This window comes from Rhodococcus sp. T7 (assembly GCF_009872365.1).
GTDB lineage: Bacteria > Actinomycetota > Actinomycetes > Mycobacteriales > Mycobacteriaceae > Rhodococcus_F.
Genome location: NZ_WXYH01000390.1, coordinates 1,296 through 1,648, shown reverse-complemented (window position 1 = coordinate 1,648; position 353 = coordinate 1,296). Strand labels below are relative to the sequence as shown.

At 65.7% G+C, this 353-nt stretch carries 1 pseudogene; it reads left to right on the top strand.

Annotated features, from left to right (window positions below):
• Positions 1 to 353, top strand: a pseudogene (locus MLGJGCBP_RS48515) (toluene hydroxylase); the annotation flags it as partial.

Genomic DNA, 353 nt, shown 5'->3' with positions numbered 1-353 from the left:
TTCACCTCCATCCAGCGGTCCTGCCCGACCAACATGATCAACACCGCCGTCGCGGTGAACGCCGCCCACAAGATGCGCTTCGCCCAGGACCTGGCGCTGTTCAACCTGGACCTGTCCGAGGCCACCGAGGACTTCGACGGCGCCGCGCACAAGGAGGTCTGGCAGTCCGCGCCCGAGTGGCAGCCCACCCGTGAGGTCGTCGAGCGCCTGACCGCGGTTCCGGATTGGTGTGAGCTCCTGTTCGGCTCCAACATCGTCTTCGAACAGCTGGTCGGTTCGCTGTTCCGCACCGAACTGGTCATGCAGATCGCCGCCGGCAACGGCGACTACATCACCCCCACCATCGTCGGCAC